Origin of the sequence: Myroides albus (assembly GCF_024722315.1) — a bacterium.
GTDB classification, from domain to species: Bacteria; Bacteroidota; Bacteroidia; order Flavobacteriales; family Flavobacteriaceae; genus Flavobacterium; species Flavobacterium album_A.
This window is the reverse complement of record NZ_CP102754.1, coordinates 105,632-123,415: the sequence shown is the minus strand read 5'-3', so window position 1 is coordinate 123,415 and position 17,784 is coordinate 105,632. Positions and strand designations below refer to the sequence as shown.

Here is a 17,784-nt window from a genome sequence, read left to right as displayed (position 1 = left end):
AAATCAAGGATGTGTTATTTAAAAAGAATAGAGAGTTGAATAGAAGTAAGATTGATTTTAATCAAATTCCCTGGGATAGGTTAGTTCATTGGGAAGGTAGAGCCCATAATATTCCCGCATTAATACAAGTAATCGAAAGGGGAAGTACTCACGAACAACGCATGGCGCTTGTTACTTTAGCTAATCAAATTGAACAAAAAGGTGGTTTAGTTATTTCTACTCCTATCGTTGTGGCATATTTACTTGAGCGTTTGACCGTGGATAGCAATAATCAAGATTTGATTTTGCGTGTATTGTTGAAAGTAGCAAAAGCCATTGGATTGCAGTGGGAAGTTTTTATCAATACGACTGAGTTTGATGGGTTGAGTTTTGGAGAAGATATATGGAGTCAACATTCAAAATATTTGTGGCCTCCATATCTTAGTCAGGTAGAAGATGATGCGCTGTGGGCTTCTTTAGATCCTGTATTGTTTTACGATCACGCTTGGTTTTATACAAGGGAATTATTGATTGCAAACAAGGAGTCAATCTTTGGGGTAAGGGCTAAGGATGGAATTGAACAATGTTTAATTTACGATTTAGAAACCATTATAAACATGGTTAAAGATCAACAGAGAAATATTGTGTCTATTGAAGACTTTAGTTACGAAATAGACCATTTGAAGTTTGTGCCAATATCTAATGACTTTCTCTATGATATCTATGATAATTTAACTGAAGAAGTGTCTAAGTACTTAAGTTTTGACCCTGTAAAGAACATTGAGTTTACAAAAGAATATATAAGAAGTTCTCGAGTAGAATTTGAACGAGGAGCTGCAATGGTGCTAGTTGTTTTAGATACAAAGAATAATGAATTTGTTGGTAGTTGTGGTATTCACGATATAAACGATGAAACTGTTGAGCTGGGGTTATGGCTAAAAGAATCTAAACAAGGAAAGGGACTTGGGACAATTATTGTCCAAGCGATGTTGAATATTGTTAAAGAAAATATCAAAACGAGGACTATTATTTATTCTGTAGAAGAAGCAAATGAATATAGTTCGCGTTTGCCAATTAAATTTGGCTTTCAATATGTCTATGATTTTATAGTAGAACCATCAGTTTTAAAGAATAGATTGAGACGAATGCAGCAGTTTCGCTTGCAATTATAATTAAAATTGACATACTGAAAAAAGCAATTTGCCACTGTGCATTCTGTTATTGTCTATGCAAAAGGACGCTTTGAAAGAAAGGTTTTGTTTAACCACTTTTAAAGCGTCTTTTTTGTTTTATTAGCTATAATATTTTTGGTTTTTAATACTTAATATATTTGTGAGACTGATGTTGACTTATAGTGTATTTAAATAATTTTCACCTTGCAAGTAAGTATTTTAATCAGTCTGAAAACGGAATATCCATGTGGTAAAATAGAAGTTTGTACGGGGAAACTTTAAAAAGTTATCGAATTAAATTAAAAAAGCTTATCCAGATCATTTGTTTTTTATCGGAAATAGGTGACTTTGTTAAGTTCTTCATTGTGTTTTTTAGAGTTTTAAGATGCTCTCTATCAAAAGGCTTACTTTTTTGTTGTGAAAACTTGTCAACGCTATGTCGTGTATTTTTCAATACTTTAATGAATTGTTTTTTGTATATGTAAATTTGGATAATTTTTTGTAAACAATTGTTATGGTTTCAAGAGGTTGTTTTGCGAATTATGAATATACTTTACTTTAATGATTAGTAATAGTTTAAGGAATGTTGTTTTTTATGAAAATAAAACTCATATTTTGAATATTTTTATTGTCAGTTTTTAAAAAGGTACTATTTTTACAAAATAAATACTTACTTGCTTTTGGACGAGTGACGGGTAGTGTTTTTTTTAGTATAAATAGATTAACAATTTCTCATTGTGTAATTATTGTTTAGGTAGTTATTACATGGTGCGCTTTGTTGGTTTTAAATTTAAAACACAAATGAATAGTCATAAGATTCAAAAGAATTATTACCACTTACTTTGGTTTTTATTTAAGAGGTTTGATTTGCTTAGGAGGATTGATGTTGCGAATGCTCAAGAGACGGTCAATTTTATAATTATAGTTAACTTCTTGAATGTTTATTGGCAAATCCTTAAAGAAAAAAAAGTAAGCAGCAAGAGTAAACCTTTGTGTTTACCCTTATTCTTTTTGTTAGATCACGAGAATAAAGCTCATGCTATGTCTAATGAGTTAGCGGAGTTATTGCCCATTAGTAAAGGGTTTGATTTTAGCGATATCCTTAATAAAGATAAAGAGTATTTTGAGAAAATGCCTAGTCATTATCGCTATATTGAGTTTGATTTAGTCGATAAGTTTAGCAATAGTTACAAGGCACTAGTCTTACGTGTTTCTATGAATACTGATTTTGATATTTTACAAGGATTTGCTTTGCCTTTTAATGAAATACAAAGTGCTTTTCCAATTGATTCCCATTTACACAACGCATCAAATGGATTTGAAAATAGTATAATTCAAGCACATGACATTGTTCTACGCATAGATAGTGCAATGGATTTTGATGTAAATCAGAAGTACCCTACACCAGTAGAGATAGCAAATAAAGTTGGTTTAACTTTGAACCAGTTGCAGATAGGATATAGGAAAATATACAATACAAATTTTTTGAGTTTTTACAATGAGAATAAGAATATATATGCTTTTTACTTTATCGTATCCTCTACTTTGAGTTTAAAAGAAATCGCGTTCAAGTGCAATTACAACGATTATAACACATTTTACAAATCATTTAAAAAACAATTTGATTTATCTCCAAGTGAAGTTAGGGAACTTCAAGTAAAATAAGTGCGTTAATTCAATGTATTAAGTGTTTTATTCAATGTGTCATTTCGATAAAAGTTACGTACTTTACTCCCCTGCTAAATTAGTACATAATGCGTTATTTTGATAATTGTAAATTACTTTTTAGTATAGAAAATAGATAAGATAAAGTGAGTAATAAAAAAATTTCATAAACAACAAAACAGCTTTTCATTTATAATTTATTATTCATTTATTTTTCTTACTACAGAGGTTGATTTCGATTGACTTTTTAAGTTATTATACTCGTCCTATTTAATAATGACATAAAATAGTAGTAAGAAATATGATTTTAATTAAAAAGAACGATTTAGTTTTAGCCAATTTGAAAAACTTTATCCCCACAAAACATCTTTTTGATTAATGTCAATAAAGAGGTCAAAGTAATTCTTTGGCCTTTTTTGCTTTAATTTATCGCAACTTTTTTTCTGATTCCCTATTTGTTTATCTGTAATATTGTCCTTTAAAATGTTGATATGGATTTATTTACACAGTTTGTGGATGAGGAAAGGGACAATCTGTTGCCTTTTGATGGAGAAGTACTTTTACATGGCTTTGCTTTAACTGTCGAAGAAAGTCTTTATTATTATTCCAGGTTATTGGATGAAATCGCTTGGAAACACGATGAAGCAGTAGTGAACGGGAAGAGAATAAGTACAAAGAGGAAAATAGCTTGGTATGGAGATGAAAGATTTGCTTATACGTACTCTAATGTTACTAAATATGCTTTGCCTTGGACGGAGAGTTTATTGGTGTTGAAAACAATTGTAGAGGCAAAAACGGGAGAGACTTATAACTCTTGTTTGTTAAATTATTATGCCACAGGAGAGGAAGGGATGGCTTGGCATAGTGATGGAGAGATAGATCTGAAAAAGAATGGATCGATTGCCTCTTTGAGTTTTGGAGCTACAAGAATATTTAGCTTCAAACACAAAGAGTTGAATCAAAAGAGAGATGTCGTTTTAGAAACAGGGAGTTTGATTGAAATGAAAGGAGTAACACAAGATTATTGGTTACACCGTTTACCTCCATGTAAGAAAGTAAGAAAAGGCCGAATTAATCTGACTTTTAGAACAATAGAAAAAGAGTCGCAGAACTTTAGTGAATAGATTATGAAGTTAACAAATTGACTTATAGATATTTGAATATTTTTTAAAATACTTGATTAGAAATGCATAGTAAATGATAGTTTTTCATTTATTTTTCTTAAATTTAGTTCAATCTCTTTAAGGTTATTCTTGTTATTTAAGGAGACTTGTTTTTTTAATTAAAACTACGGTTATGGTCGAAAAGTATTTATATCAGTATGTTGGCCTTCATTTGAAAGGTAGAAAGAAGAATATAATCTACGGTATAATAGTAGACTATAATGAGGAATGGGTATTGATTAAACGCAATGTAATTGAGTATATGATCGACGGTTATGAACTAATAAATCGAAGTAAGATCGCTCAAGTCTTTAAAGATGATCATCTCAAGTTTAAAGAAGATATTTTCAAGGCTAAGTACATTGATTTCACTTATACGCCTTTTGATTTAAGTGAAGACTTCTTTACTATATTGAAGCAAATCAATCAGAAGTATGGTGCATTTTCTTTAAGATTAAAGCATAGTAACGATTGGCGTATTGGTAGATTTCTGGAAAAAGATGGTGAGTGTGTTTTCGCTATTGAAGAACTATCAGAAACTGGAGAATGGTTAGATACGATTGATGAGTTAAGTGTTGATGAAGTTTACGGTATAGGCTTTGACTGTGATTATGTACAATCTTTATTGTTGTTTGCGAATAAAAAAATGGGAATAAGGTAGTTATCACTTTCTAAAACTCTAAATTCTTTCAATTGAAAGACTATGTTTAGCATAAACAAGTGAATATTTATATGATTTATATCATATTTTACCTCTTTTTAAATTGTATTTTCTTATCATATAAATATCATTGATTATTATGTATTAATAAAACGTGTTTATTTATTCATTATTAGTACTTAAGGGTATAGATGTATCAATTATTGTGAATTGTTATACGCCTTATTGGTAGTAAATGTGTAATGTTATAAATTGCGCTGTTTTATTTTATTAGCTTTTTAACATAAAATATATTTGTATTAATAGCCAATTACAAATATTTCGGTACAGTTGTTGTTAATTAGTATAATGAGGTAAGACAATATTTTCAATTATTATAATAAAGCCAAGTAAAAGGTAGTTGAAAATAAGAAGAACAGTATAAAACAACAAAACAAAACATTATGGAGAAAGTAGCCTTTAATAACAAAGGGTTTGAAGCCAAAAAAGCTCAATTATTTGGTTTGCAAACAGAAGAATTACAAAATGAATTATTTAACCTTGTATATAATACAAAGGAATGGGTTAAATCTAATTTCATTTTGAGTAATGAGCAGGTTGTCAAATTAGATGAGCAACCAAGAGAATTTTTGAGAGCTTTAAATTTTGCTCCTACAGAGTTCTGTTATAATTAAGATTTAAATTATTATTACCATATAAGCCTTGAGAAGTATTTCTCAAGGCTTTTTATTTTCTCATACTTTACGGCAATGTGAAATTTTTGTTGAAGGGAGTTCAAACAGAAGGTTAAAAGAAAGTTATCTTGTATTTATATAGAATGATTTTAATTAATTTTGCCAGAGTTATTACAGAATTTATGGATTACACTTTTACAAAAGATAAAGAGATTGTTTTTTCTCGCGATAGCAAGCATTTAATAGTATCTTCTCCTAAGAAAATGGATTACTATATTGTGGTGCTTGGAATAAAAGGGAGTATGAAACTAAGAGTTGGGTACCATAGTTTTGTAATAGATGCAGGAACGATTTCTATTATTTCACCTGACGTAATATACAGTACTAAGTCTGTTTCTGAAGATTTTGAGGTTATGCAGATCTTCTTTCACAAATCGTTTTTGTATAAGTTATTTCTAAAGGAGAACATTATTGATGAACTCCTATATTTAAATGCTGATTATCCGCCATTGTATAGATTAGAAGATCGCTATAATGAAGTGCATTCCTTATTTAGCAGTATTGAAATAGAGTTGCAAGAGAAATATGCCTACCACCTTGATATGATACGCTTAAAGGTTATTGCTTTATTGGTCGCAGACTGTAGTTAAAACTATGCACTTTAGTGCATTTAGCTTTCAGCTTCTAAAAATGTTTACCTTTGATATATGGAATATCAACGAACCGGAGGACATAGTGTATCACGTTTAACCGCCCATATAGTATGGGTGACTAAATATCGTTATCCAGTATTGGAAGGAGATATTCAGATACGTTGTCGTAGTCTGATCATTCAGATTTGTGAAGCAGAAGATATTCAAATTTTAAAAGGTGTAGTATCAAAGGATCATGTTCATCTTCATATAGAATATCGACCATCTCAAAACATAAGTAATATTGTCAAACTCTTCAAGGGTCGTACCTCAAGGAAACTCCAAATAGAATTTCCTGAGTTGAAGCACAGATACTGGGGACGTCACTTTTGGGCAATAGGCTTTGGTTGTTGGAGTACAGGAAATATTACTGATGAAATGCTAAATCAATATCTTGAACACCATCGTAAACCAAATGATAACGGAGGTAACTTTATACTTGAGTAAGTAGCTCCACCCAGGCAGACTTTAGTCTGCTTTAACAAACTATGGACTTTCAGTCCATAGTGGTTTATTGGTCGCAGACTGTAGTTAAAACTATGCACTTTAGTGCATTTAGCTTTCAGCTTCTAAAAATGTTTACCTTTGATATATGGAATATCAACGAACCGGAGGACATAGTGTATCACGTTTAACCGCCCATATAGTATGGGTGACTAAATATCGTTATCCAGTATTGGAAGGAGATATTCAGATACGTTGTCGTAGTCTGATCATTCAGATTTGTGAAGCAGAAGATATTCAAATTTTAAAAGGTGTAGTATCAAAGGATCATGTTCATCTTCATATAGAATATCGACCATCTCAAAACATAAGTAATATTGTCAAACTCTTCAAGGGTCGTACCTCAAGGAAACTCCAAATAGAATTTCCTGAGTTGAAGCACAGATACTGGGGACGTCACTTTTGGGCAATAGGCTTTGGTTGTTGGAGTACAGGAAATATTACTGATGAAATGCTAAATCAATATCTTGAACACCATCGTAAACCAAATGATAACGGAGGTAACTTTATACTTGAGTAAGTAGCTCCACCCAGGCAGACTTTAGTCTGCTTTAACAAACTATGGACTTTCAGTCCATAGTGGTTTATTATATGAGTATAACAGAGCTTGTGAGTACTGCCTTCTTGGTTTTCGAAAGAATATGAACAGACAGTATCAATTGACTTATCAGTTTAAACAATTGGTTGATGAAAAGTATAAAGATCTGAAAAGCGTACAGGAGTATGCATCATTATTGGGGATTACAGCTAAGCATTTAACGGAAGTTATCAAGGAAGAAATAGGAGATACAGCATTACACCTTATTCACGAACGCATTATACTCGAAGCGCAGTACTTACTCAAACACAGTGGCTTTTCTATCAAGGAATGTGCATACGAATTAGGGTATAATGATGTATCCTATTTTAGTAGATTCTTTAAGACTTATGTGGGGGTCACCCCAAGTCAGTTTAAGTGTAAAAGTATTTAGTTAATTGTCCTGGTCGAACGTATCACTTATTTTTTCAAAGTCCCCAAAAGGAAAGTGAAGGTTTCTCAGTTTTTTTAAGTTCTTCTTCTTTAATATACATAGATATACGAAATCATCAGCTTTATTTAGCGAACCTATAGTGTAGTCCTTATGCAGTGTTTTCTTCAGCTTTTGAAGGGTGTATTGATTTAATTCTAAGGGTAGGAAATCTTTTTTTCGATAAACGTTTTTAATTTTCTTGTGTAGGGTATTGATGTCTTTAGAAAACTCCATATCTAATTCAAAAGCTCTTTGAACAATGAAATCTATTAATGCTGTTTCTTGGTGTTTCTCATTTAGGTTCAGTTTAAAGAAAAAGTCATTACCTAAAAGATAATGGAGTAGTTTGTCATCTTCAACTTTATCTCGCATTTCGTTGAGAATAGCATTGTGTTCTTCTGGAGATAAAAGAGATTGCAATAAGATTATTTTTTCAGTTTTCATAGTTGTTGTTTTTTGTGGTTATATACTTTAAACGTAGATTTTTTATAAAAAATTGCTTTAATAATGTTAAGAAATTATTATTTATTGCCGCTATACAAACCATGATTTTGCATCGCATTTCATAGGCTGCTATGTGAATTTGTCAATCATTTTTTTGTATTTGTTGTAAAATAATCTTTAAAAGGAACTGTTAATTTACAATTATATATTGATTTTCAGGTTTGTTTTGTCAGAAATTCAATATGTGATTCATTGATGAAATTTGATATTCGTATTTGAATATTTAAAGTTTGTAGGTATTACTTAATGTATATTTGAGTAGTGGTTATAATGATGACCTCGTCGTCGTCATAGATAGATTTTTATAAAACCGGTCACATAGTGATCGGTTTTTTTATGTAATATTGTAAGTACTTTTTTAGATAGATTATTGATAAGATAATTTAGTAGAGTAAATGTGTTATTTGTGTTTTTTCGAATTTTAATATGAAGATAATTATAGGAGGTAATAAGATTATATGCTTTGTTCTTCTGATACTGAGTTTTTCTTGTCAACAGAAAACAGAAAAGGGAAGCGAACAACGGCAAGCAGTTGAAAATAATCAATTAATTAATCAAGGGGAAGCAAATGTCTTAAATGTCAATTATGTCAATATGGATAGAGATACCTTGTTTATCTCTTATGACAACATAAATAATTGGGCACTTATTAAGCTTAATAAGAAGGAAGTTATCTTGCCTAAATTAGTTATTAATGGAGATACAATCTATAAAGATGATAATTTCTCTTTAGGTTTTTGTAGTAAGAAAATTTGTTTAAAAGATAAAAAGAAAATTATTTTCGAAGGAACTATTGTTAAATAATAAAAAACTTGCTAATTTAGATAAGTCAAGTGTTTTGTATAATTAATGTTAAGGCAGTTTTCTAAATGGTGAAGAAAACTGCTTTTTCTTTTTAATCTATTGATATAAAAAAATAGTCGAATAAAGGCAACTAATTTTGTTTTGTCGCGTTATGCTTTAATAAGGGATAATATTATAGTAAATTTGATTTAGTAAAAAAAGAAGAATAAACATGATTGGAAGATATATTGTCAAGTATGGGATGCTGGTAGTAATGTGTTTCGCTTTTAATGTGGATGTACTTGCAAAGAAAAAACCAAGCCTTAAACGCGCTGACAAATATTATAAGAATACTGAATATACAAAAGCTGCTGAGGAATATAAACGCTTAGATAGAGGCAGCCGAAATACAGATGCGTATGTTTACTTGCAACTGGCTAACTGTTATGATAAGTTAGATCGCGTTATCGAGGCATCTACTTATTATGGTAAAGCCATTGCCAAGGACAAAGATATAGATCCAGAGGTGTTGTACCGCTACGCAAAGATTCTACAGAAAAGTGGTCGTTATGAGGTAGCTCGAGATATGATGGATGACTTTTCAGAGCTAAAACCTACCGACAGTAGAGCAAAAGACTTTTTACAAGATCCTGATGCTTATTATAATCTATCAAAGTTGAAAGAGCGATTTTCTTACCAAGAATCAGGAATGAATGATCGATACTATGACGATTTTGGTGCGTTAATGACTTCAAATGATACAATATACTTTGTGTCGAATCGCACGAAACAAGAAAAGAAAATAGCCCGAAAGCTATTTGAAGTTCGCGACAAGTATAAGAGATTGCCTAACTACGATATCTACCAAGCGGAGTTTAAATCACCTTCCGACCCCATTTTTAAAGCAACGAGATTAAAGGGAACTATCAATAAGCGTTTTAACGATGGGAGAGCTACACTCGCTCCAGACGGAGAGCGCATTTTCTTTGCTTCCGAATCGTATAGACATCGTCGCTTTAGAAAGAATCCAATCGTAAAAAGCAGAGACCGAATAATGAATCTCTTTGTAGCACAACGAAAAGGAACAAAGTGGAGAAAAGTAAAGAAGCTACCTTTTACCAAGCCTCATTACACTTACCAGAGTCCAGCTATGAGCGCAGATGGTAAATATTTGTATTTTGCATCTAATATGGAGGGGAGTCATGGTGAGCTTGATATTTGGCGTGTTGAATTGTTAGAAGATGAAGATTACGGCGAACCTGAGAACTTAGGAAGTGTTATTAATTCTGGGACAATCAACGACGATCCTTTTGTAAGCGAAGAAAATATATTGTATTTCTCATCAGATCGATGGGGTGGATTTGGAGGAATGGATATTTATATGGTTGACTTAGATAGTAAAAATGCTAAACCTATTAATGTAGGTCCACCTATTAATACCGCATTGGATGACTATTCTTTTTCATTTTATCCCAGTAAGAATATAGGGTTCTTTTCTTCCAATAGAATTGGTCGTAATGACATTTATAAAGTACTTCCAGTATGTAAACGCGATGTTGAAATTACAGTAAAAAACAAGAAATTTGACAAAGTTATTCCAAATGCTTTAGTGCAGTTTACAAATAGTAAGCGAATGACTGAGGCTGAAGCTGTGACAAGAGAAGATGGTAAAGTAGAGGGATATATTACTTGTGGCGAAACGTATAAAGTAGAGATTAATCACGCCGATTATATCAACGAAGAATTAGAGGTTTCAATTGGCAAGGATCAAGAAAGGGAGTCAATAGTTGTTTACTTAAGACCTTTAGAGGAATTAATGATTGAAGAAGACCGCATTACGCTTGCGCCAATTCACTTTGCTTTTGATCAGAAGGAAATCACGTTAGAAAGTAAGCACGAATTAGATAAATTAGTAAAAGTAATGAAACGCTATCCTACTATGCGTGTAAAAGTGGCATCACATACAGATAGTAAAGGTAAAGCAGAATACAATTTGAAATTGTCTGAGAATAGGGCTCAAGCAACTGTTGAATACTTAGTTAGTCAAGGAGTAGCTGAGGATAGATTAGAGTATGAAGGTTACGGATCTAAGGATCTAAAGATAAAATGTAATCCATGTGATGAGGCACAAGATGCTCAGAATAGGCGTTCAGAGTTCTTGATTTTGAATAAATAGCAATTTATATATATCAAAAAGAGGGTGTCCCAAAAGGTCACCCTCTTTTGTATTATATAAAACGTTACTTTTCTCTTAGATTAAAAGTTCTTGCAATTAAAACGAGTTTTAGACTTATAATTTGTCATTTTTCGTTTATCAGTCTCTTTTTTAGGATGAAAATTGTTGTTTAAAGTCGATTTTTCTCTATTCTTAGTAAGTTTTCTTAAATTATGTGCAAGAGCCATCAGTCCAAATTCAATTTCGACCATTTCTAATCCTCTTAGAGTAAACCTAGTAAATTTGTTGTTGCTTTTTAGTTGTCCAAAAACAGCTTCTACTTCTACAGGTCTTTTACTTCTATGATATTTACCGCGTTCAGAGTTGAGTAATTCTCTAATATGTTGTTTTATTTGAACCAATCTATGATTCATAGAGACTGTTCTGTTTTCTGCTGCTTTATTACATAGCTCTTTTAACGAGCATTTCAAGCAGTTAGAAGCTTGATACAGATGTATTTTTGACGCAAAACCAGTGGTGGTGTATTTAGTACTACTTCCAATATTAGGTAGCTTTTCTCCATTTGGACATAAGATGTAATCAAACAATTTATTGTAGTAAAGATTGTGTTGTAGAAAAGGGTTGTTCTTCCAAGCTCTTTTCTGTTCCATATGAAAATAATTAAATTTCACATAGGGCGTTATTTCTCTTTCAAGTAAATACAGATAATTCTCTTCGCTACCATACCCAGCATCTGCTACAACTTCTTTACTTTGTTGTGCATAGGTTTGTTCAAAAGTCTCTAGATGATTGATTAAGGTAGTGGTGTCAGTTGATTTTTGTGCAATAGTATAATGTGTAATAAATTGATTTTCAGTACTTATTTGAGTATTGTAGGCAGGTTTAAGTTGCCCGTTTTTCATGTGATCTTCTTTCATTCGCATAAAAGTAGCATCTGGATCTGTTTTACTATAACTATTTCGAGTACCTAAAGTTTCTAGTTGTTGTTCGTATTTTTGCAAGCGAGGTAAATGCTCGTCTTCTAACTGTTTGAGCTGTTTAGCTGTAGGTTTGGGTAGGTCTGCCCTATGTTTATTTAACTGAGTCACTTTTTCTTTAAGCTCTAAACTATCAATATTTTTGGAACAGTGTTCTTTTGCGAGTTCACTTTGATCCTGTTTGATTTGACCCTCTATTTCTGTGAGAACATCTTGAATTTTTGTTTCTAATTTAGCCTTGTTTTTCTCCACTGAACCACGCCATACAAAGGTGTATCGGTTAGAGCTAGATTCAATTTTTGTTCCATCAATATATTGAACTTGTAAACTAACATATTGTAATTCTTGTAACAGACGAACCACATCTGCAAAAAGCTGATGGATTTGACCTTTCAATCGCTTAGCGCGAAAATAATTAATCGTGCGATGATCAGGCAAGCTATTACCAGATAACCACATAAAATAAATGTTCTCCGTCAAAGCCCGTTCAATCTTACGCGATGAATAAATATTATTGAAATAGGCGTAGAATAAGACTTTTATCATCATACGGGGATGATAACTGGTGGTCCCTCCTCCTTTGTATTGACTTAAAATAGAACTAATATCTAACTCATCAACAACAGCATTGATAAGACGAACAGGATGGTCTAGAGGAATTTTAGAAAAAATATCTTCAGGAAATAGACTCGGCGATTTTAAACTTTCAGATTTGAACATTATATTTGTCTTTCTTATTGTTTGGTTGCACCTTGAAGATAATTATTTTTGAGGACAAACAATGAAAAAACCCCGCCTTTTTTAGACGGGGTTTTGTTTTTTAGGCTTTTTAGACAGCCTCTCTTTATTTTTTATTGCTTACTTTGAATTAACAATTCAGTCAACATATTCATTTTGTTTTTATACATTTCTGATATGTCATTGTTTTCATATAAATCCATATTGCTGATAGGAATAGAATAAGGTAGTGACCAAGCTCTTAATGCCTTCGCGATATTGTCTAAGGACTGTATCCCTTGCATCGCTTGATTTCCTGCCGACCAGCAAGTAAATCCTACTACTTTATTTGTCAAATAAGCTGGTGTGTCTTTTGACGTGATTTCCAGCCAATCTATCGCATTTTTCATTACGCCAGTTAAACTTCCATGATATAGAGGAGTTAACCAAATCATGATGTCTGCCGAACGGAAAGCGTTTGCAAAGTCCAAAACATCATCAGGGATATCCTGCATGAGTTTTGCTTGAAATATAGGGATCTGATAATCAGATAAGTGAATTTGCTGGACTTCAACATTAGCTTTTATGAATTGATCTGCGTAGTATTGTGCTATACGTCTCGATGTACGAAATGATTCTTCATCTAAAGAACCATTAAAAATTAAAGCTTTCATAAAACTATTTTGAATATTTTACGGACTAAGGTATGACAATTATTTGAGAGAATAAGTTTATGCAAAATGCTTTGTACAGTGCGTCTACATTTGTCAAAAATTAAAAATAATAAAAATAAAATGCTTAATTATTAATTTGTAATTGATTTTATAATTTCTTTCTCAATAATGCCAAACATTAAAATAATTTTATTGTTTTCATATAAATTCAATGTTTGCTCAGCTATATCAAAATAATATGTTTTGTTTGAAAGCAATGAAATGAAATTCTGACTTTGCTTATCAATTGTGTGAATGTTTTTAAGTAAAAAGACATCGTAAAAGGTGATTTTCGTTTTCTTTTTATTAATCGAAAACTTTACTTCGAAATAAGCATTCTTATTATAACCCGTTACCGTTTGTTTTTGGAAGTCAAAGATTAAATATTCAGAAAAGTCTTTGTCGCTATCTCCTTTGTATTGAATCAGTTTCCATGCGTATTTTCCCATATACTTTAACATGGGGTTTTCGTCTTCTCTTACAAAGGATAGCTCTGTTTTATCTTTAGTTAAGAGTGTTAGCTCATCGTTATTTTGTTTTGATATCGTAAACTTTGCCTTTGTTAGTAAGGAGAGAATATCACAGTCTTTAGTAAAAAGTGAATCAACACATTTGTGATTTGTAGCAATTGATTTTCTTGTTTTTATTTTGATGGGGTTATGATTGAATTTCTTTAGCGATTTTATGCTAATTTGAAAAATGTTACACCCGTTGTTGCCGTGGATTTTGAAATTGCTATCGTCTATGCGTATATAAATCGGTTGTTCGGAATTGACTTCTTGGTTATTTATCTTTTGTAAAACCCATTTTGTGCGATAGATATCATTTGTTTTTTCTTCAATATGGCTGGCAATACTGTTTTTATCTATTTGTGCAAATACACTTGGTGGTGTTGAACACAACAAGGCGAATAAGATTAAAAAGTGTTTCATAGTCAATTGATTTTGAAAATATAATATAAGTAAAAACTTGCGATAGTCTTTAAGTAAAAATACATAAACTTGACTTCTATAGCCAATAAAAACAACTGTTTTTATTCAATTTGTTAGAGATAATTCTAAAATTGAAGTGTAAAAACAATAATTAATTGTACTTTTACTCCCCAAACACAACTCTTTTTTATATGAATCCAAAAGTATTACTTACTTCAAAAGAGATTGATATTATTCTACATCGTTTGGCTTGTCAATTAGTAGAAAATCATTTAGATTTTTCAAATACTCTTCTTATTGGTATTCAACCACGTGGTAAGTTCTTAGCAGAGCGAATTAAAGCTATTATTGAAAAAGAATATAACATATCTGATATTCCCTTGGGATTTTTAGATATTACTTTCTTTCGCGATGACTTTAGAAGAAATCAAAAACCTCTTGAAGCGAATAAAACACAGATTGATTTTCTTGTTGAAGACAAGAAAGTCGTTTTTATTGATGATGTATTGTTTACAGGGCGAAGTATTCGTTCTGCATTGACTGCAATACAATCTTTTGGTCGTCCAGCTGAAGTAGAACTACTGGTTTTAATTGACAGAAGATTTAGTCGCCATTTGCCAATTCAGCCTGATTATAGAGGTCGTCAAGTAGATGCCTTTAATGAGGAGTCAGTGCGTGTACATTGGTCAGAAGACGGAATGTCAGATAGTGTTTATATACAGCAAAGTTTATCAATCTAACTATTAAATTTACTTACTTAAGCAATGAAAGAATTAAGTGTAAATCACCTTTTAGGTATCAAATATATAACTAAGAACGATATTGATTTAATCTTTGAAACAGCAGATCATTTTAAAGAAGTCATTAATCGACCTATTAAAAAAGTTCCTTCTTTAAGGGATATTACAATTGCAAATATCTTTTTTGAGAATAGTACACGTACAAAACTATCTTTTGAATTAGCACAAAAGCGTCTTTCTGCGGATGTGATTAGTTTTTCAGCGGCCCAATCTTCTGTGAAAAAGGGAGAAACGCTAATCGATACGGTGAACAATATCTTGGCAATGAAAGTGGATATGGTCGTGATGCGTCATAACAATCCTGGTGCAGCTTATTTTTTGTCTAAAAATGTCAATGCAAGTATAATTAATGCTGGAGATGGTGCCCATGAGCATCCAACCCAAGCTTTGTTAGACAGTTACTCTATTCGCGAAAAGTTGGGTGACGTAGCAGGTAAGAAAGTTGTTATTGTAGGAGATATTCTACATTCACGTGTGGCATTGTCTAATATTTTCGCTTTGCAGATGCAAGGGGCTGAGGTAAGAGTATGTGGTCCAAAAACATTAATTCCTAAGCATATTGAAAGCCTTGGTGTTAAGGTAGAGTCTAACTTGAGAAAAGCTTTAGGATGGTGTGACGTTGCTAATATGCTTCGCGTTCAAAATGAGCGCTTAGATTTTAGTTACTTTCCCAATACAAGAGAGTACGCACAACAATATGGATTGACTAAAGAAATTTTGGACTCCCTGGATAAAGAGATTGTAGTGATGCATCCAGGCCCTATTAATAGAGGAGTTGAGATTACTTCAGATGTAGCAGATTCACAGCAATCAGTGATTTTAGATCAAGTGGAGAATGGAGTTGCAGTGCGTATGGCTGTTATCTATTTATTAGCATCAAAAATTAAATAATTAAAGCCAGCCATTTTGTTGGCTTATTTTATACCTATAGAGCACGGCATACAGCACAATATTCACTGTGCTGTATGCCGTGTTTTTCTATATTTTATTATTTGGTAGGGGTATGGTTAACCTATTAAACTTATCATTCTCGAAGTATATTTCGTCAAAAGTAATATGGCAACTTTTGTCTTTATTACTTATCTCCGACGTCACGTATTCTCAGAAGATAGAACAAGTCCTTTTGGACAAAAGAAATAAGAATAAGGCATGTCATACGAAAACCTTTCCTGTCTATTTGCTATGAAGGAGTGTTGAGTCTTATTATTCGGTTTTGAAGGAAGAGTAAGAGCGATATTGTAAGAAACAAATCTAATTGTACGGGCGGCTAAAAGTGGTACGGTAATCATCGTTCCATTTCTTTAAGCTGAAGTGCTTTCGCTTGGATTAGAAAAGAGGTGTAACACTATATTAGGTCAAATTATAGAAGATGTAAGGGGGAAACACGAGCTTAGGGATCAGTGTCTTTGCGTAGGGTAATTTTTGATTGACGGATAAACGAATGAGTAGAGGAGTTGGCCCATGCAAATGCTATAGAAAGTTTAGATTTTCTCTGTGAATTAGCACGCTTAGGTCATGATCAAGTAGGTTTTATCACTGTATCGAATAAAGGGTTTCTTGCGTATCCCCAGTTGTGTCATCTACTTACTTGGTCGGTTGTGAATACTTGTGAATTGGTTTAAAGATTATTCAGCAGTAAATAATAATAAAAATGTATATTTGTGTTGTACTTCATTGTTAGTCAATTATTTTGATTGGTTTAATTGGTTTGAGAAGTAAACGAATCAAAGTACATAACCTTCTTTTTATTTTGTAAAAAACACCATTTTAAAGCAAATCTATTCTTCGCATTTTGCATTCTTTTTTTTGATGATTATTAAAAGTTCGTACCCTGTAATCCCTGTGTTTTTGGGCTTTTTCTCGGTGTTTGTTCGGTATCTCTTCGGAAAAAGCCTTGTTTTTCGAACATCTTCCGAAGAATCTCCGAACAAAGGTTCTGTAAACCTCGATGAAGTATTGATTTTATTGGGTTTAAGAACTGATTTGAGCTGCTTTAATCTACTTTTTTAGCTATTTTTATAGTTCATTTTGAGAGGAGTAAAAAATACTATCTATGGACTGTCTGTATATCTATGAATGATATAAATCAAATATTTTACTCTATTGATAAACATCGTTATTTGTTACTACATCGTGATAAGCATCTATAGGTTACCTCTGCGATTGTGATTAATGAAGATATTTTTGCTCTACTATATGATAGTATTTATATTCGTTTTATATTAGCTAAATCAAATTAAGACTTATACTATGAAATTAAAAGAAAAAGGTCATACTATCATTGTTTCAAGTAATGAAGTAACAATAGAGGAGTTTGTCAAGAAGGTGGAAGCGCAGTACAGTGATAGTTTTAAAAAAGCGAATATAATTATTGATTTGAGTCATAATAAGGATATTGTAGAGGAGGAATCTTTAGTTTTATTTGAGGATTTAGCAATCTCACATATGGAAGAGGCTAATAAATCATTCGTCATTGTAGTACCTGATATTGATTTTAATGATTTTGATGGAGATTTAATAGTTGTGCGTACACTACAAGAGGCACATGACTTAATTGAAATGGACGAAATTCAAAGAGATTTAGGATTCTAAATAAAGTAAATAATATATGAAAAGGCTTAAGTAATTAAGCCTTTTCTTTTTGTAATCTGTGGGCTATTTT

At 31.9% G+C, this 17,784-nt stretch carries 18 protein-coding genes; 14 read left to right on the top strand and 4 right to left on the bottom strand.

What is annotated here, in order from left to right:
- Positions 1-11: 11 nt before the first annotated feature.
- The 9 genes from NWE55_RS00625 (at position 12) to NWE55_RS00585 (ending at position 7,481) form a co-directional block, all read left to right on the top strand.
- Positions 12-1,151 carry a GNAT family N-acetyltransferase gene (locus NWE55_RS00625; protein ID WP_258204447.1) on the top strand — a complete coding sequence of 380 codons (1,140 nt, stop codon included), beginning with the start codon at positions 12-14 and terminating at the stop codon, positions 1,149-1,151.
- A gap of 801 nt (positions 1,152-1,952) precedes the next feature.
- On the top strand, positions 1,953-2,816 hold the full coding sequence (locus NWE55_RS00620) for a helix-turn-helix domain-containing protein (protein ID WP_196216237.1): 864 nt from the start codon (positions 1,953-1,955) through the stop codon (positions 2,814-2,816).
- Positions 2,817-3,307: 491 nt separating this feature from the next.
- Entirely contained in the window at positions 3,308-3,940 is a 633-nt protein-coding gene (locus NWE55_RS00615) for an alpha-ketoglutarate-dependent dioxygenase AlkB family protein (protein WP_155093283.1), read from the top strand.
- Between the two features lie 172 nt (positions 3,941-4,112).
- The gene (locus NWE55_RS00610; protein WP_155093284.1) at positions 4,113-4,640 is read left to right on the top strand and encodes a hypothetical protein; all 528 of its coding nucleotides are present in this window, start codon (positions 4,113-4,115) and stop codon (positions 4,638-4,640) included.
- A gap of 443 nt (positions 4,641-5,083) precedes the next feature.
- A complete protein-coding gene (locus NWE55_RS00605) occupies positions 5,084-5,314 on the top strand; it encodes a hypothetical protein (protein WP_155093285.1) in 231 nt (76 codons plus the stop codon).
- 143 nt (positions 5,315-5,457) lie between these two features.
- Positions 5,458-5,964: a hypothetical protein gene (locus tag NWE55_RS00600; RefSeq protein ID WP_258204446.1), complete on the top strand. Its 507-nt coding sequence runs from the start codon at positions 5,458-5,460 to the stop codon at positions 5,962-5,964.
- A gap of 57 nt (positions 5,965-6,021) precedes the next feature.
- A complete protein-coding gene (tnpA, locus tag NWE55_RS00595; protein ID WP_155093506.1) occupies positions 6,022-6,453 on the top strand; it encodes an IS200/IS605 family transposase in 432 nt (143 codons plus the stop codon).
- A 145-nt stretch (positions 6,454-6,598) separates the two neighbouring features.
- Positions 6,599-7,030 (top strand): IS200/IS605 family transposase, encoded by a 432-nt coding sequence (tnpA, locus tag NWE55_RS00590; RefSeq protein WP_155093506.1) that lies wholly within the window; start codon positions 6,599-6,601, stop codon positions 7,028-7,030.
- 121 nt (positions 7,031-7,151) lie between these two features.
- On the top strand, positions 7,152-7,481 hold the full coding sequence (locus NWE55_RS00585; RefSeq protein WP_258204445.1) for a helix-turn-helix domain-containing protein: 330 nt from the start codon (positions 7,152-7,154) through the stop codon (positions 7,479-7,481).
- Here the strand turns inward: NWE55_RS00585 and NWE55_RS00580 are convergent, their stop codons facing one another.
- Positions 7,482-7,964, bottom strand: a complete 483-nt coding sequence (locus NWE55_RS00580; RefSeq protein ID WP_155093286.1) for a hypothetical protein — start codon at positions 7,962-7,964, stop codon at positions 7,482-7,484.
- 486 nt (positions 7,965-8,450) lie between these two features.
- On the opposite strand from NWE55_RS00580, the gene NWE55_RS00575 reads away from it, so the two are divergent.
- Positions 8,451-8,828, top strand: coding sequence for a hypothetical protein (locus tag NWE55_RS00575; protein WP_155093287.1), 378 nt, complete (start codon positions 8,451-8,453; stop codon positions 8,826-8,828).
- Between the two features lie 211 nt (positions 8,829-9,039).
- On the top strand, positions 9,040-10,983 hold the full coding sequence (locus NWE55_RS00570) for an OmpA family protein (RefSeq protein WP_155093288.1): 1,944 nt from the start codon (positions 9,040-9,042) through the stop codon (positions 10,981-10,983).
- Positions 10,984-11,063: 80 nt separating this feature from the next.
- Here the strand turns inward: NWE55_RS00570 and NWE55_RS00565 are convergent, their stop codons facing one another.
- The 3 genes from NWE55_RS00565 to NWE55_RS00555 form a co-directional block, all read right to left on the bottom strand.
- Positions 11,064-12,680: an IS1182 family transposase gene (locus NWE55_RS00565; RefSeq protein WP_258204053.1), complete on the bottom strand. Its 1,617-nt coding sequence runs from the start codon at positions 12,678-12,680 to the stop codon at positions 11,064-11,066.
- 131 nt (positions 12,681-12,811) lie between these two features.
- A complete protein-coding gene (locus NWE55_RS00560) occupies positions 12,812-13,351 on the bottom strand; it encodes an NADPH-dependent FMN reductase (protein ID WP_155091903.1) in 540 nt (179 codons plus the stop codon).
- 131 nt (positions 13,352-13,482) lie between these two features.
- Positions 13,483-14,322 carry an META domain-containing protein gene (locus tag NWE55_RS00555; protein WP_155091902.1) on the bottom strand — a complete coding sequence of 280 codons (840 nt, stop codon included), beginning with the start codon at positions 14,320-14,322 and terminating at the stop codon, positions 13,483-13,485.
- Between the two features lie 191 nt (positions 14,323-14,513).
- On the opposite strand from NWE55_RS00555, the gene pyrR reads away from it, so the two are divergent.
- From pyrR to NWE55_RS00540, 3 genes are all read left to right on the top strand, one after another.
- On the top strand, positions 14,514-15,062 hold the full coding sequence (gene pyrR, locus NWE55_RS00550) for a bifunctional pyr operon transcriptional regulator/uracil phosphoribosyltransferase PyrR (protein ID WP_155091901.1): 549 nt from the start codon (positions 14,514-14,516) through the stop codon (positions 15,060-15,062).
- Between the two features lie 24 nt (positions 15,063-15,086).
- Positions 15,087-16,013: an aspartate carbamoyltransferase catalytic subunit gene (locus NWE55_RS00545; protein ID WP_155091900.1), complete on the top strand. Its 927-nt coding sequence runs from the start codon at positions 15,087-15,089 to the stop codon at positions 16,011-16,013.
- Positions 16,014-17,372: 1,359 nt separating this feature from the next.
- Positions 17,373-17,714 (top strand): ribonuclease Z, encoded by a 342-nt coding sequence (locus NWE55_RS00540; RefSeq protein WP_155091898.1) that lies wholly within the window; start codon positions 17,373-17,375, stop codon positions 17,712-17,714.
- Positions 17,715-17,784: the final 70 nt, after the last annotated feature.

Coding starts and splice junctions, on each gene's coding strand:
- NWE55_RS00545 (WP_155091900.1), top strand. CDS start 15,087: ATGAAAGAATTAAGTGTAAATCACCTTTTAGGTATCAAATATATAACT.
- NWE55_RS00580 (WP_155093286.1), bottom strand. CDS start 7,964: ATGAAAACTGAAAAAATAATCTTATTGCAATCTCTTTTATCTCCAGAA.
- pyrR (WP_155091901.1), top strand. CDS start 14,514: ATGAATCCAAAAGTATTACTTACTTCAAAAGAGATTGATATTATTCTA.
- tnpA (WP_155093506.1), top strand. CDS start 6,599: ATGGAATATCAACGAACCGGAGGACATAGTGTATCACGTTTAACCGCC.
- NWE55_RS00560 (WP_155091903.1), bottom strand. CDS start 13,351: ATGAAAGCTTTAATTTTTAATGGTTCTTTAGATGAAGAATCATTTCGT.
- NWE55_RS00540 (WP_155091898.1), top strand. CDS start 17,373: ATGAAATTAAAAGAAAAAGGTCATACTATCATTGTTTCAAGTAATGAA.
- NWE55_RS00575 (WP_155093287.1), top strand. CDS start 8,451: ATGAAGATAATTATAGGAGGTAATAAGATTATATGCTTTGTTCTTCTG.
- NWE55_RS00615 (WP_155093283.1), top strand. CDS start 3,308: ATGGATTTATTTACACAGTTTGTGGATGAGGAAAGGGACAATCTGTTG.
- NWE55_RS00610 (WP_155093284.1), top strand. CDS start 4,113: ATGGTCGAAAAGTATTTATATCAGTATGTTGGCCTTCATTTGAAAGGT.
- NWE55_RS00565 (WP_258204053.1), bottom strand. CDS start 12,680: ATGTTCAAATCTGAAAGTTTAAAATCGCCGAGTCTATTTCCTGAAGAT.
- NWE55_RS00585 (WP_258204445.1), top strand. CDS start 7,152: ATGAACAGACAGTATCAATTGACTTATCAGTTTAAACAATTGGTTGAT.
- NWE55_RS00570 (WP_155093288.1), top strand. CDS start 9,040: ATGATTGGAAGATATATTGTCAAGTATGGGATGCTGGTAGTAATGTGT.
- tnpA (WP_155093506.1), top strand. CDS start 6,022: ATGGAATATCAACGAACCGGAGGACATAGTGTATCACGTTTAACCGCC.
- NWE55_RS00620 (WP_196216237.1), top strand. CDS start 1,953: ATGAATAGTCATAAGATTCAAAAGAATTATTACCACTTACTTTGGTTT.
- NWE55_RS00555 (WP_155091902.1), bottom strand. CDS start 14,322: ATGAAACACTTTTTAATCTTATTCGCCTTGTTGTGTTCAACACCACCA.
- NWE55_RS00600 (WP_258204446.1), top strand. CDS start 5,458: ATGATTTTAATTAATTTTGCCAGAGTTATTACAGAATTTATGGATTAC.
- NWE55_RS00605 (WP_155093285.1), top strand. CDS start 5,084: ATGGAGAAAGTAGCCTTTAATAACAAAGGGTTTGAAGCCAAAAAAGCT.